Source organism: Desulforhopalus sp., from assembly GCA_030247675.1.
GTDB lineage: Bacteria > Desulfobacterota > Desulfobulbia > Desulfobulbales > Desulfocapsaceae > Desulforhopalus_A.
On the sequence record JAOTRX010000007.1, the window covers coordinates 233,370 to 245,961 of the forward strand.

At 55.2% G+C, this 12,592-nt stretch carries 12 protein-coding genes; 6 read left to right on the plus strand and 6 right to left on the minus strand.

The genetic code is table 11. The features are described from left to right. The 4 genes from OEL83_15835 (at nucleotide 1) to OEL83_15850 (ending at nucleotide 3,020) form a co-directional block, all read left to right on the plus strand. Nucleotides 1-582 carry a hypothetical protein gene (locus tag OEL83_15835; protein ID MDK9708513.1) on the plus strand — a complete coding sequence of 194 codons (582 nt, stop codon included), beginning with the start codon at nucleotides 1-3 and terminating at the stop codon, nucleotides 580-582. An 8-nt stretch (nucleotides 583-590) separates the two neighbouring features. Next, on the plus strand, nucleotides 591-980 hold the full coding sequence (locus tag OEL83_15840; protein MDK9708514.1) for a beta-hydroxyacyl-ACP dehydratase: 390 nt from the start codon (nucleotides 591-593) through the stop codon (nucleotides 978-980). 18 nt (nucleotides 981-998) lie between these two features. Further along, nucleotides 999-1,472 carry an acyl-CoA thioesterase gene (locus OEL83_15845; protein MDK9708515.1) on the plus strand — a complete coding sequence of 158 codons (474 nt, stop codon included), beginning with the start codon at nucleotides 999-1,001 and terminating at the stop codon, nucleotides 1,470-1,472. Nucleotides 1,473-1,550: 78 nt separating this feature from the next. Further along, the gene (locus OEL83_15850; GenBank protein MDK9708516.1) at nucleotides 1,551-3,020 is read left to right on the plus strand and encodes a B12-binding domain-containing radical SAM protein; all 1,470 of its coding nucleotides are present in this window, start codon (nucleotides 1,551-1,553) and stop codon (nucleotides 3,018-3,020) included. 33 nt (nucleotides 3,021-3,053) lie between these two features. Here OEL83_15850 and OEL83_15855 read toward each other — a convergent pair whose 3' ends face one another. From OEL83_15855 to OEL83_15870, 4 genes are all read right to left on the minus strand, one after another. Next, on the minus strand, nucleotides 3,054-3,467 hold the full coding sequence (locus OEL83_15855) for a hypothetical protein (protein MDK9708517.1): 414 nt from the start codon (nucleotides 3,465-3,467) through the stop codon (nucleotides 3,054-3,056). Nucleotides 3,468-3,485: 18 nt separating this feature from the next. Beyond that, on the minus strand, nucleotides 3,486-4,016 hold the full coding sequence (locus OEL83_15860) for a hypothetical protein (GenBank protein ID MDK9708518.1): 531 nt from the start codon (nucleotides 4,014-4,016) through the stop codon (nucleotides 3,486-3,488). A gap of 213 nt (nucleotides 4,017-4,229) precedes the next feature. Further along, a complete protein-coding gene (locus OEL83_15865) occupies nucleotides 4,230-5,435 on the minus strand; it encodes a tetratricopeptide repeat protein (protein MDK9708519.1) in 1,206 nt (401 codons plus the stop codon). Nucleotides 5,436-5,591: 156 nt separating this feature from the next. Further along, entirely contained in the window at nucleotides 5,592-7,016 is a 1,425-nt protein-coding gene (locus tag OEL83_15870) for a D-serine ammonia-lyase (GenBank protein ID MDK9708520.1), read from the minus strand. A gap of 144 nt (nucleotides 7,017-7,160) precedes the next feature. Here OEL83_15870 and OEL83_15875 point away from each other — a divergent pair, with 144 nt between their 5' ends. Both OEL83_15875 and OEL83_15880 read left to right on the plus strand, forming a co-directional pair. Then, nucleotides 7,161-8,027, plus strand: coding sequence for a DMT family transporter (locus OEL83_15875; protein ID MDK9708521.1), 867 nt, complete (start codon nucleotides 7,161-7,163; stop codon nucleotides 8,025-8,027). A 239-nt stretch (nucleotides 8,028-8,266) separates the two neighbouring features. Continuing rightward, entirely contained in the window at nucleotides 8,267-10,429 is a 2,163-nt protein-coding gene (locus OEL83_15880) for a methyl-accepting chemotaxis protein (GenBank protein ID MDK9708522.1), read from the plus strand. A gap of 143 nt (nucleotides 10,430-10,572) precedes the next feature. Here OEL83_15880 and OEL83_15885 read toward each other — a convergent pair whose 3' ends face one another. Both OEL83_15885 and OEL83_15890 read right to left on the minus strand, forming a co-directional pair. Then, on the minus strand, nucleotides 10,573-11,184 hold the full coding sequence (locus OEL83_15885) for an FmdE family protein (GenBank protein ID MDK9708523.1): 612 nt from the start codon (nucleotides 11,182-11,184) through the stop codon (nucleotides 10,573-10,575). A 25-nt stretch (nucleotides 11,185-11,209) separates the two neighbouring features. After that, entirely contained in the window at nucleotides 11,210-12,280 is a 1,071-nt protein-coding gene (locus OEL83_15890) for a DUF362 domain-containing protein (GenBank protein ID MDK9708524.1), read from the minus strand. Nucleotides 12,281-12,592: the final 312 nt, after the last annotated feature.

Consider the following 12,592-nt stretch of genomic DNA (forward strand, 5'->3'; position numbering starts at 1 on the left):
ATGAAGGTCCGGGTTTTCTTCCTGCAATGCTGCCTTGCTGTGCTGCTTTCCGCCTGCAGCCTGCCGTATGTTGTGCCGGGTCCTGATCCGGCGGGACCCGGCAAGGACGAAAAATCCGGCCGCTTGCTGAATATCCGTGTCCAGCGGTGGGATACCGAGCGCTTCTCCGGCCTTCTCGGCCTGCGCCAGAGGGAGGCGGATTTATATTATGTACTGCTTGATGCAACCGGGGTAAAGCTGCTCGAAGCCGAGGTTGCCCTTGACGGTAGTCATCAGCTCCTGCGAGTAACCGGGCCGATGAAAAACACCGAATTCGCGCCGTTTTTATCCGAGGCCCTGGCAAGAATCTACCTGCAGGAGCCGAGCCTTTTGCCCTGCGGCGGTGGATGGTGGCAGAGCCTCTGCCGGGAAGCGGTCGGGACCGGCGGCGGTTTCCGCAAATACGCCCAGATCGGCCCTCTGCCCTTTTGGCAGGTGACCATGAACGGCGAAGAGGCAACGGGCAGAGAGGCGCCGATAGTCTATAGGCAGCCGTGGCTGGGTGTGGCTGTCTTTCTTGAACCGGCAAAACAAGTACAGTGAGCAGTGTTATGGAGAACTCTTCCCTTTACGGCGCCATGCCGGAATGTTGTCTTTGCGTGCGGCTTGAGACCCTGGCCGAGCAGCATCTGCAGGTGGTTGCTGATTTTTGCTTTCCCCCCGGCTATGCCGGGTTCCAGGGGCACTTCCCCAATCAGCCGCTTCTACCGGCGATTGTCCAGATGGCCATGGTACGGTATCTTGCCGAACGCACCGTGCAGGCCAGCCTTATGCCTGGCGGCTACCGGAAGGTTAAATTTACCGGCAAGATTGTGCCCGGCGATACGGTCAGTGTTGTTGCCGATATGCAGAAAAACGACCAGGGATGGGCGGTGAAATTTAACCTGAAAAAAACCGATGGCCAGGCAGTTGCAGCTGGATTTGTTCAATTTCTTCAGTAAAAAGGGGTTCGCAAGCAAATGGTGTACTCTCCAAAATATTTCCCGGTCCGGGATGGTGATCCGGCCCCGCTGGTGGCTATGGCCAAGCGGCGGGTGCGCTTTGAAGAGGTCGATGTCCTCGGGATGGTCTGGCATGGTCATTATGCCAGCTTTTTCGAGGATGGGCGCATAGCCTTCGGCGACATCTACGGCCTGACCTACCAGACATACCGTGACAACAACGTGATGGCCCCGGTGGTGCAGATGCACCTTGATTATAAAATCCCCCTGCGCTTCGACGAAGAGATCACAATAGAAACGGCCCTGCACTGGGCGGAAACGGCCAGGATGAATTTTTCCTATCTCATTTACAATGGCCAGGGGCAATTGGCCACCAGTGCCTATACCGTACAACTCCTCACCGACCCGCAAGGGACGTTGCAGCTGTACACCCCTGACTGGCTGGTCGAATTCAAAGAAAGGTGGCGACAGGGAGCCTGGCCGAAACCGTGATCGGGATGCGGAGGGCGGGGGTAAGGCTCAGGACTCCATCTTGCCCGGCTATGACAATCAACTTTTAGAATTTTCTTTATGCAAACTCTGCGATCAACCATTCTCCTCGTCCATCCCCTTGGCTACAGCGCCAAAAACGCCGGCAGTGATATCTCGCGGGTGGCAAATATCATGCCGCCGCTCGGCCTGGCCTCCATCTCGGCCTATCTTACCAGCCACAGCCTTGCCAACGATATCATCGACTGCTACGCCCACCCTGATTCCGACGAGCGGATTCTTGCATATTTACGCCAGGAAAATCCGCCATTTATCGGTTTTTCCTGCACCACCTCAAGCTTCTTTGACGGGGAGCGTCTGGCGCGGCTGGCCAAGACCGTTCAGCCGGCAATCAAGGTGGTTTTTGGCGGGGTACACGTCTCAGCGCTCCGGGAACAGGTCCTCGACAACTACCCCCTTATCGACTACGTGGTGGTGGGCGAGGGCGAGGAAACCCTCCGGGAACTGCTGGCCACCGCTGAGGCGGAGCGGCAGGGGGTTGAAGGCGTGGTTCTGCGCGGCGAGGGCGGCAAGGCGGTGTTCACCGGGCGGCGGAAAAAACTCCTCGACCTCGACAGCCTGCCCTTTCCAGATTACCGCAAACTGGCGGGTTACCCGGAGGCCTACACCCTGCCGATCTTCAACTACCCCAAGGCGCCGAACGGCAGCTGCCTGTCCAGCCGCGGTTGCCCCTACGCCTGCAGCTACTGCGATCGTTCGGTCTTCGGCCGGTCGTTTCGCTACAATTCCGCCGACTATCTCTATCGCCACCTGTGTTTTTTAAAGGACACTTATGGCCTCCGCCATCTCAATTTCTACGATGACCAGTTTACCTTCAATCGCCAGCGGGTTGTCGACTTTTGCCGGATGGTTATTGAAAAGCCCCTCGGTATGACCTTCAACTGCGCCGCCAGGGCCGAGCATCTCGACTTTGAACTGCTGCAGCTGATGAAGGCGGCGGGCTGCTGGATGATCAGCCTGGGGATAGAGACTGGCGACGAGGTGCTGCTCTCGGCCCATCGCCAGAATGTCGATCTGCAGCTTATGCGCGACAAGATCGCCATGATCAAAAAGGCCGGAATTCGCGTCAAGGGTCTCCTCATGATGGGCCTGCCCGGCGAAACCGAGGCGAGCATCCAGAAGAGCCGGGAATACGTATTCTCCCTGCCCATCGATGACTTCAATCTCGCAAAGTTCACGCCTTTTCCTGGCTCACCGGTGTATCAGCAGATCAAGCAGGCGGGTGGGGCGATGGGCACCTTTCACGAAGACTGGGAGAAGATGGACTGTATGGCCTTTCAGTTCGTGCCGAGAGGGATGGAGCTTGCCAGGATGGAGGAGCTGTTTATCGACTTTCACCGCCGCCATTTCCAGCGGTCGCGGGTCATCTGGGGCTATGTGGCGATGCTCTGGCAGTCGCCGGACAGCTGGTTGCGCTTCCTTAGGAATCTGCCCTCCTTTCTCAGATTCATCTCCACCAATAAACGGATCGGTGGCAAAGAGGAGCAGTGAGCTGCTGCCGGTACGCAGTGTGGCGGCAAACCGTCACTTACGCTTCTCGACACCCACCCGTTGGTCCTTTACCGACCGAATGATGTACACCCCCTGACTGAGCAGCTGCGGGTTCCATTTGCACTTGAACTGAATGTCGCGGCCGATGGTAAGTTTGTTCGCGTCGCGTACGGAAAGATCAAAACCGACGCCATGCGGTGAGATGTCGAAAAGTTCCACCACCAGTTCCCGGCCGTCGGCGGTCTGCACAAGGACGGTACCGGATTGCTGTTCTCGTGGCGTAATCCGCCGGTTAAACATGCACCGGGTTGTTTCCCCACATTTACTGCAGCGCATTGACCGCATACGCACCCCCGGCCCGACGGCAATCATTCTCTTGGCTTGGCAGGCATGGCAGGTGAAGAGCGCTCTGCCGTTTTCCACTCGTAGGGTCTTGGTTCTGGCCATGGCTTGGTTCTCCTGGGGTTACCGGGACGCGAGGGTTTTGGTGATCTTGTCAACCGCCCTGCGGTTCAGGGTGCGTGCGCAGTAGGTACCGCCTTTGAGGGAATGTTCCCCGTCCTGCCACTCAGTGAGGAGGGCGCCGCGTTCGTCGAGGAGTTTGTAGCTGAGGTCAAGGGCCGAGACCGGAATGCCCATTCGTCCCCTGGGCAGGCTGGGGGTCGTGCCCGGATTGAAGAATTCGACATTGATGATGAAAAGCGGCCCCATGGCACTTGTATAATTTTTTATGTCGTCAAGAAGAACCGTCTCGATGCCGTTGCTGCGCATATGGTCGATGAGATCGCGATCCAGCCAGTTCATGACCCGCGTCAGCTCAATGCGGTCGTCCGGCGGGAGCTGTTGCCGTTCTTTATCGGCGACGGTGAGAACGGCAACGGCGTTGGGTTGAGCCGGTGCCTGTACTGCCTCTATTGGTGCCTCGTGCTTATTAGCGCAGCCACCGGCAGTTGAGAAAAATATAAAGAAAGACAACAAGATGACAAACCGTTTCATTCGGCGATCCTCTTTGCTTTAATGGGGTGAATTCATAGTTACCTTTACAGGTAACGCATATCTGGGTTTTTTTCAAGAAACCGGAATAGAGCGGGACAGGTTTTGCAGCGAAAGATGGCGCCGGCTACTGATCGGTGGTTTTACCGGCAGGCGGGGTGTTCATGGCAGCAAGAAGGATTACTTAAAAAACCGGTTCTCCACCCCCCGGGGTATTTATTTTGCGGAAGTATTTTCCCGGAAAAAACCGTGCCGCCTGAGAAAGTCGAGAGATCGACAAAGGGCCATGCTTGCGGTAGTCTGTGCCGTGCCACACAAGGTGTTGATATTGTGCAGTTCAACCTGTGAACCAGCATTGACGGTTGTGATGGAGGACGCCGGGGCGAGGGCCGCCGCCTTCCGGAAGTCATCGAAGGCTGCCTCGTAGTTGAAGAGTTTGCGGTAGGCCATGCCACGGTTAAATATGGCATCGGCAAAGTCCGGCTGGAGGCTAATCGCCCGGGTAAAGGAATCCACGGCCTTTTGAAAGTCTCCCCGGCGATAGTGCAGGTTTCCCAGATGGTTATGGGTGTCGGCATAGTCGGGCATTATTTTAAGCGCTTGGGCAAGGTCTTGTTCCGCCTCCTGGAGTTTTCCCAAACTCAAATAGGCGACCGCTCGGCTGTTGTAGGCCCTTGGGTTTTCGTCGTCCAGGGTGAGGGCCTGGGAAAGGTGGTCTATCGCCAGGGCAGGATTGGTGAATTGTCCATGGTTCCAGAGGGTAAGTGCCTTCTCCAGCCAATGGCTGGCGGTTAGGGCGGCGCTTAACTCTGTAAAATCGTTGTCAAAATCATTTGGTTTATGGGAGGGGGAGGTGGCTTGGACATTTGCCTTCTCCAACTCGCGGATTCTCGCCAGAAGCTCCTGTTCGCGGTCATGAATCTCATCGTATTTACTTAGCAGGGTGCGGTCCTTGAGGAGCTTATCCATTCGCTGGTGGAGGATGCCGGTGTCAATTTCTATTCGGGTTGCCAGGCGGATGCCAAAGGTCTGGTCATTGGCATAGTTTTCTTTGGCGACCACCTGGACATGCAGTACGCCACCGGCGAGCGCCGTCACCTCGTCTTTAACGAGGGTTGCGTTCTCCACCACGCTGAGACTTTCAAGATAGGTTCCGGCCAGTTCAAGAACCTCAAATTTTGACTTGGTCATGGCCGCCATATAGGCGTCGTCCGGCGACTGGCTACCGGAAAATGGCTGGTTGACCCAATGTTCGAAGACCTTCGTTTCGGCTTGACTATCGACCGCTATCAAGCAAATCAATAGCCAGGCGAAGAGGAGGTGGCCGGCGCTGGTCGTTTTCAGGCGGTGGCTGGTGTTGCCGCGCCTGCCGTACCGGCAGAAATGGAGGAAATTGACGAAATGAGGAAAGAAACTGCGCACAATGCGATCCCAGGCTGTTGAATGAATTGATACCTGCACCGGCAATAGACCCTTTAATCCTATAACTTTTGAGGGGAAAAATGCAAATCTGAAGTGAAGGGCAGGAGGGTGAAATGACAGTGTCGCTTCGCTTGCGGAAAAGACATGATGCGAGCGTTATCTGGTTAAAAGTTCTTTGCCTTGCCGGTAGTACCCGGCCATTTCCTCCTCGGGCACCATTTGGCCGCCCGTCCCCCAGACGATATGGCTGGCTGCGGCCATTTTTTCCTGCAGGCCCTTTTCCCGGAGATAGTCTCTCTCCTGAAGTATCGCTGGAGGGCCGAGCATCCCGGCCAGGGCGGATGGTTCCATGGAGATTGCCTCACTGTCGGCCAGGAGGGCGAGGAGGCGGAACAGCTCTCCATCATCGACGGTAAAGGCGCCGTCGACCAGCGGCGCGACGGTCTTGCCGATAAAGCCGGAGGGTCGGCTCACCGCCAGGCCATCGGCTGCGGTGATTCCATTCAGGCCGAAATCCTGAACCGAGACTGCGGCATGGAGACCGGTACAGAGGCCAAGGAGCATGCACGGCGCATGGGTCGGCTCGGCAAAGAAGCAGTGGACGTTTTCGCCGAAGAGGTGTTTCAGGCCAAAGGTGATCCCGCCAGGTGCGCCGCCGACGCCACAGGGCAGGTACACAAAGAGCGGGTGGTCGGCATCGACTGGGATGGCCAGTTCGGCCAGTTGCCGCTGCAATCGCCTTGCTGCCACCGCATAACCGAGGAAGAGGTCGACGGAATTCTCGTCGTCGACAAAATGGCAGCGCTGATCACCGGCCGCCTGCCTTCGTCCCTCTGCCACCGCCGAGCTGTAGTCACCCGGATGCTCAACCACCAAAACCCCGTGGCTGCGCAGCAGGTCTTTTTTCCATTGTCTTGCTTCAGCGGACATATGGACGGTGACCTGAAAGCCAAATCTGGCACCCATTATGCCGATCGACAGGCCGAGGTTGCCGGTTGAGCCGACGGCGATTCGGTAGTCGGCAAAGACCGCACGGGCGCGGTCGCCGCCGAGGACGGCATAATCGTCGCCACGTCGCACCAGTCCCTTTGCCAGGGCGACTTCCTCGGCGTATTTCAGCACCTCATAGATGCCGCCCCGGGCCTTCACCGAGCCGGAGATGGGTAGGAGATTGTCGCATTTTAAAAAGAGCCTGCCGGGGATCAGCAGCCCGCAGTGATCTTCAAGGGCCGCCCGCATCCTTGGAATGGGGAGGAGGGGTGATTCGATCAAGCCCCCCGCGGGCCGCGTTTCCGGAAAGGCAGCGGCGATGAAGGGCCGGAAGCGTTCAAGCCTGGCCTCCGCGGCATCGATATCTCTGCCTGTAAGACCGCTGACCGCCGACTTGCCGGCAGATCCTCCAGGATTCGGGTTGATCCAGGTCAGCGGTTTATAGGCCATCAGGTCAACAAGGAGGGGGAGACGTCGGCACCACTCGGCAAGGGTCGCCCCGCAGACCAATTCCAGCGGGGGGCAAGTGTTGTCCTGTAGCTGGAGATCGTCGGTTTTGCCGTTGTTCTTGGAGTTTTTTGAGTGAGTCATTTGTCAATTTTTTGCAGGTGGAATGGCAGCGGCGCCGTGGTATTTTTTGAGTCGCGCCTTTCTTTTTGTTCACAAACCGTCGATTCTTTCGTATAGCACATATTTTCACTGTCGAAAATCACTATCAAATTGGAACATTGCGTTATGACTGCGGTTGCTTCATCGCGCCCTATGGGGGCTTTCTTCGTTGTCTTCTCCGCCATTGGTTTTGGCGCCCTGGCCATCTTCGGCAAGGTAGCCTTTGCCTCCGGGGCCTCCACCGCCACGGTGCTCTTCGTTCGCTTTCTTGTCGCCGGCGGGCTGATGGTACTGCTGATGGCGGCCCTCCACCAGCCCTGGCCGCAGGGCCGGGACCTGATGGTTCTCATCGGTATGGGCGGGCTTGGTTATGCCGGGCAGGCCTTCTGCTTTTTTTCTGCCCTGCACCATGCCACCGCCGGGCTGACCGGACTGCTGCTCTACCTGTATCCGGCCCTGGTTATTATTGCCTCGGCGCTTCTTGGCAGGCGGAAGCTGACCATTATGAAGAGTTTTCTCGCCCTGCTGTCTCTTTTTGGCATCTTTCTCACCGTATCCGGTGGTTTGGCGGGAACGCCCGTCGGGATAGCCTTCGGCCTCGGTGCGGCACTGATTTACACCGTCTATATCCTGGTCGGCGAAGGGGTGGGCGAACGTACCGGGGCAATCAGTGCCGGCTGCGTTATCATGCTTTCCGCGGCAGGAGTCTTTGGTACCGCCATGCTCCTTGAGGGACCGCAGCCGCCGGGGAATATTGACGGCTGGCTGGCGCTCGGGGCAATCGCCGTTGTTTCGACCCTTATGCCTATTGTCTTTTTCTTTGCCGGGATGCGCCGCCTGGGGGCAAGTGATGCCTCAACGCTGTCGACCCTCGAACCGGTAATTACCCTTTTCCTTGCCTATTTCTTCTTGGGTGAAACCCTCGGGCTCATCCAGAGCCTCGGCGCTGCCCTGGTCATCGTCGCCGTTGTGGTGCTGACGAGGATTCACTGATTGCTGCCTGTATAGTTTTCTCCGCCATCTTGAAAATAATTCTCAAAAAATTTTTCTAATATTCGCGTCTGTGATATCCTTGCAGAGGAGCTTCCCCCTTGCCTTGACTCAAGAGGGCGGGAGTGTCGTGTCGCATAACCCGACCTTCGTTGAAAATGTCGATAAATTAAAAGGTTGCATGAAAAAATTAATGGGGATTACGGGTGGTTGAACGAGAAAGATAACAGTGGAGGAGAGGTATGTTTTCGTTGGTGGAAAAACTCAGTCCAAGAAAAGTTAAAACCAAACTGCTGTTGACACTCGGGATACTCATTTCCCTGACAGTTGTTGTGCCCTCGATCCTGGCATATCGTTCAGTCCTGGAGAATTCCATCCAGCTCTTGCAGGAGGAATTAAAGACCCAGGTCATTCAGGTCAACGACAAACTGACTCTGGAAAAACCGGAACAGATGCGCCTTCTTGCGCGGACCGTCGCCGGAATACCACTTATCCAAAACCTTTTGCTGGCAAAAGATCGGGCCGCGTTACTTGGACTCATGGAGCCACTCTACAAGGAATTGAAAAAGTCTGTCGATCTGAATATTTTTCACTTTCATCTGGCCCCGGCAATGTCGTTTCTCCGGTTGCAGCAACCGGAGAAATTCGGCGACGATCTGTCATCATTTCGAAAATTAGTGGTCATGGTCAATGACAACAAACAGGACGCCCAGGGTATCGAAACAGGCGTCGGCGGACTGGCAATCCGCGGCGTTGTGCCGGTCATGCATCAGGCTACACAACATGCCGGATCAGTGGAATTTGGTGCCCCCATCGATGATAAACTGCTGGCGCAGATAAAAACTGCTGTTCGTCAGGATATTTCCGTCATTATCCCTGAGGGAGAGGGCTTCAAGTATCAGGCAAAGACCCATGATTTGACCATTCCTAAAGAAAAATTCCCCTTTCTCAAGGAAGTTATGCAGGGCGATAAGCCGGTCGTGCAGCGGGTGGCAAATAATGACAAGGAGTTGATGACCGCCTATATGCCGCTCAAGGACTATTCCGGCAAACAGGTAGGGGTTCTGGCTATCCCCCGCGAGATCGGCATGCTTCTCGATACTGCCAGGAAGAAGGCGCTGCGGTCGGTGGCTATTGCCATTGTGGTCCTCTTTGGCCTTCTTGTTTTTGTCTATTTCCTGCTGGTTCGCAATATCGATCGCCCCATAAAGAAAATAACCCAGTTGCTTGAGGCGGCCAGTCGCGGTGATCTGACGCAAAAAGTCGATATGGGGGGTGTCGCCCAGGTCAATTGTTCGGAAAAGGCCCAGTGCAATAAACCGGATTGCTCCATGTTCGGCAAAGAGGGCTATTGCTGGGAGGAGGCCGGGTCGGCAGCCATGAACGTGCAGTGTCCGAAGATCATCAGTGGCCATTACACGTCCTGCAGTCAATGCAAGCAGGTCTTCAGATCTGTCGTGCGCGATGAATTTTCTGAGCTGAATGCCTATAATCATTCGTTTCTTGCCAATGTGCGCAGGTTGGTGGGGGACATTAACAGCAATAGTGCTAATATCAATAATTCCTCGCATCGCTTGGCGGAAGCCTCGGAAAAAATCGATGCCGGCGCTACCGATTCAGCGCGGCGGGCGCAATCGGTAGCTGCCGCAACCGAGGAGATGAGTGCCAATATGACCTCGGTGGCGGCGGCTACGGAGGAGGCAGCAGCCAATGTCAAGGTTATGGCCACCGCAACCGAGGAGATCGGTTTGAGCGTCGGCGAAATTCAGCTTTCGACGAGGAACGCAAAACAAATTACCGGCGATGCGGTTCTGCAGGCAGCTGATATTTCAGCAAAAGTCGATGCCCTTGGCAGTGCCGCCGAGGACATCGGCAAGGTGACGGAGACCATCGCCGACATTTCAGCGCAAACCAACCTGCTTGCTCTCAATGCCACTATTGAAGCGGCGCGGGCGGGAGAGGCGGGCAAGGGCTTTGCCGTGGTCGCCAATGAAATCAAGACCCTGGCCAAGCAGACTGCCGAAGCGACCGGTGAGATTAAGATGCGAATCGACGGCATTCAGAATTCCGCCGGGATAACGGTTGCCGGTATCAAAAAGATTTCCGAGATAATACGGGAGATCGACGAAATTGTGTCGCGGATTGCCGGTTCCATTGAACAGCAGAGCGCAACCATGACTGAGCTGACCGCCAATATAGTTCAGGCAGGCGAGGGGATAGACGAGGTTTCCTCCAATGTTGCCGAGACTTCTGCGGTATCACAGGAGGTGGCGGCGGATATCGCCGAGGTCAATCATGCGGTGAACGAGATTTCTGCGGGCACCGGTCTCGTGCGCCAAAATGCCGAGGAACTGCGAGTACTTTCTCAGTCTTTGCGAGGCCTTATAGAAAAATTTAAGGTGTAGCCGCTACATGATGGGCTGTGTCGCAAACATTGCCGGCTGAAAGCACCCGGAAATGCCTGGAATCATGGTTGCGGGCATTTCCGGATTATTGCTGCTCAGGGTGCATGCTTTATGCAATTCCGAATATTTCCCAAAGCCAGCAACTACTTCAGACAGCCTTTGCAGATCAGCTGATTGTTGACTTTTTCCAGCTTGCTCTCCATGACCATCTCGCCGCAGCGCGCACAAGGGAGGGTCGTGGCTCTCGTGGCCTGTGGCGGAAATTGCAGAGCGATTCTTTGCATGTCAAAAAATGCTGCAGGGCCATGGCTGAACATCTCCTCGCCCCTTGCCTCAAACATCTTCTGATATCTCTGGATTTCTTCCGGCGCAGCCTTGCCGGATCGTATCATCTCGGCAAGTTGCCGCTCTTCTTCCGGGCTGTCAAATATGCCAGGTTTCAGCACAAGGCGAATGGCCTCGCCTGATAGCCTATTGGCAAAGGTGAAGGCCATTTTACCATGGTCCTTGAAGAAGAAATTGCCTTTGCCGAAGGTGCAGCCGGTAAGGACCTGGATGGCGTCGCAGCAGCAGGCATCGTTTTCGACGATGGTAATCAGCTCTTCGTCGACCGACCGGTGTATTGCCAATTGCTGCAAGGCCAGTTTGGCGGCTAAGTAGCCGATGGTCACTCCCATGCAGGTGTGGCCATGAAAATGGACGCAGTCCTGAAAATCCTTCTCGGCTCGAATTGACTCGGGGATATACATTGTCATTGTCTTTTCTCTCTTTGTAGATATTTCAATTCAGGCTCATCGCTTTTTCCGGGCAGATCTCCTGGCAGCAGAAACAAGCAATGCATGTGTCGGCATCGACAATGGGAATGGGCGTCGAATCCATAGCCAGCGCCGAAACCGGACAGTGTTCCACGCAGGCGCCACAGGCGGTGCACAGCTGCGGGTCAGCCTTCGGTTTGACATAGGCCTTGGTGTTTAAGAAATTCTGGACCGTGCTGTTGCCGGCAATGGCCTCGCCGCCCAACGGCGGCAGCTTGAAATCAGGGAGAACGGTCATTTTCCCATCTATATCAATCATCTGAGCATCAAAGTCGCCAAGTCCAAGGGCCTTGGCCTTTTGCAGGAAGCGCAGACGGCCAGGGTCCACACCCATCATCCTGGCAACCACCGCATCAAGGGCAACCGCATTATCCGCCGCGAGAATCAGGCCGATCTCCCGCAGCTCAGGAGAAGCCGGGCCGTTTCCTTCCATACCCACGACGGCATCCATGATAAAAAGGTCGGGAACCCGCAACCGGAAGACATCAACGATTACCTCATGAAAGCGCTCCGGTGACCCGGCAATCTGGTGTAATCGCGCTTTCTGGGCTCCGGGCAGGATGCCGTAGCTGTTTTTTATGGCCCCGGTCATGACCGTCAGGCCATGGGTTTTAAACTTGGGTAGGCTGATGAAAATATCCGCGTCCATGATGGCTTGCGATACCCCGACCTCAGCCATGTAATCAGGGTTAAAGCGGAGGTTTTGCATCGAATCGCCGAGATTGCGGTAATAGCCCTTTGCCGCCGCCATCAGGCCGGTTTTTGCAAAGCTGTTCTCATTGTCACCGTAGTTAAACAAGCCGGGATTGTCGCCAACGATAATCGCAAGCGGCGACATGCTCTCAACTTTTTCAATAACCGCCCGCAGCAGGGCAGGGTTGGTGACGATGTGCTCCGCCGCTTCAGATGCTCTAAGCACATTGGGTTTGATGATGACCTTTTTCCCGGCGATGTCCTGAGGGAATAATTCAAAAGCCCGATTCACAGCTTCTTGGCAGTTCTCGTAGGTTGCCGGATGGATCATGACGCGGTGCATATAATCTCCTTCTCTGCAAAAAGCGTTAGGATTGCTGACTTTGAGTGTCTATGAAGAGCTAAATGATGAGGGAATCTTAATAATACCATTTGTTAAAAAACGCAGAATAAAAAATAACCACAGGGGTGGCAATCAAACTTGATATGTGGATGTTTTCGGTGCTTTGGACGCCGCTATGCCGTGCCTGACTACAGTATTCCAACTCCCTCTGATCTCATGGAAAATTTGTCGGAGAAATTTGCTATCAAAAATAACAAGCGATATACTTCTTCGAAGTGATCAACAGTTTAAATAAACCAAAAGTTAACGAAG

Bases quoted from the DNA above. Each gene is read 5' to 3' on its own strand.
- OEL83_15835 (MDK9708513.1), top strand. From the start codon at position 1: ATGAAGGTCCGGGTTTTCTTCCTGCAATGCTGCCTTGCTGTGCTGCTT.
- OEL83_15840 (MDK9708514.1), top strand. From the start codon at position 591: ATGGAGAACTCTTCCCTTTACGGCGCCATGCCGGAATGTTGTCTTTGC.
- OEL83_15845 (MDK9708515.1), top strand. From the start codon at position 999: ATGGTGTACTCTCCAAAATATTTCCCGGTCCGGGATGGTGATCCGGCC.
- OEL83_15850 (MDK9708516.1), top strand. From the start codon at position 1,551: ATGCAAACTCTGCGATCAACCATTCTCCTCGTCCATCCCCTTGGCTAC.
- OEL83_15855 (MDK9708517.1), bottom strand. From the start codon at position 3,467: ATGGCCAGAACCAAGACCCTACGAGTGGAAAACGGCAGAGCGCTCTTC.
- OEL83_15860 (MDK9708518.1), bottom strand. From the start codon at position 4,016: ATGAAACGGTTTGTCATCTTGTTGTCTTTCTTTATATTTTTCTCAACT.
- OEL83_15870 (MDK9708520.1), bottom strand. From the start codon at position 7,016: ATGACTCACTCAAAAAACTCCAAGAACAACGGCAAAACCGACGATCTC.
- OEL83_15875 (MDK9708521.1), top strand. From the start codon at position 7,161: ATGACTGCGGTTGCTTCATCGCGCCCTATGGGGGCTTTCTTCGTTGTC.
- OEL83_15880 (MDK9708522.1), top strand. From the start codon at position 8,267: ATGTTTTCGTTGGTGGAAAAACTCAGTCCAAGAAAAGTTAAAACCAAA.
- OEL83_15885 (MDK9708523.1), bottom strand. From the start codon at position 11,184: ATGACAATGTATATCCCCGAGTCAATTCGAGCCGAGAAGGATTTTCAG.
- OEL83_15890 (MDK9708524.1), bottom strand. From the start codon at position 12,280: ATGCACCGCGTCATGATCCATCCGGCAACCTACGAGAACTGCCAAGAA.